Genomic DNA, 282 nt, shown 5'->3' with positions numbered 1-282 from the left:
CGGTCTTGGTGTCCTCATAGGGCTGCTCACCGAAGGTTGCGGTAGCGGTGTAGGTCACGCTGCCCGCCGCTTCGCAGGTGGCAGCTGTCTCCACCTTGCTCACCTCTGCGTCCACAGTCTCGGTGTGGTTGCAGCCCTCTCGCTCACAGCTGAAGGTGGCCGTGGCGGTGTAGCCGTCCTCGCTCTTTGTCCAGGTAAAGGTGGGCTCCCCGTAGGTGTGGCCCAGGGCCTCGCCGACGCTCTCGGTCTTGGTGTCCTCATAGGGCTGCTCACCGAAGGTTG

1 protein-coding gene is annotated in these 282 nt (G+C 64.2%); it reads right to left on the bottom strand.

The window, feature by feature from the left end; all coding sequences use genetic code 11:
* The coding region (locus H9X86_RS12270; protein ID WP_204901764.1) for a hypothetical protein at positions 1–282 on the bottom strand (282 nt) is incomplete at both ends.

The sequence above is a fragment of the Pseudoflavonifractor capillosus genome (genome assembly GCF_016902575.1).
In the GTDB taxonomy this organism is placed as follows: Bacteria; Bacillota; Clostridia; order Oscillospirales; family Oscillospiraceae; genus Enterenecus; species Enterenecus capillosus_A.
The sequence above is the reverse complement of the archived record's forward strand: the minus strand, read 5'-3'. Positions and strand labels throughout refer to the sequence as shown.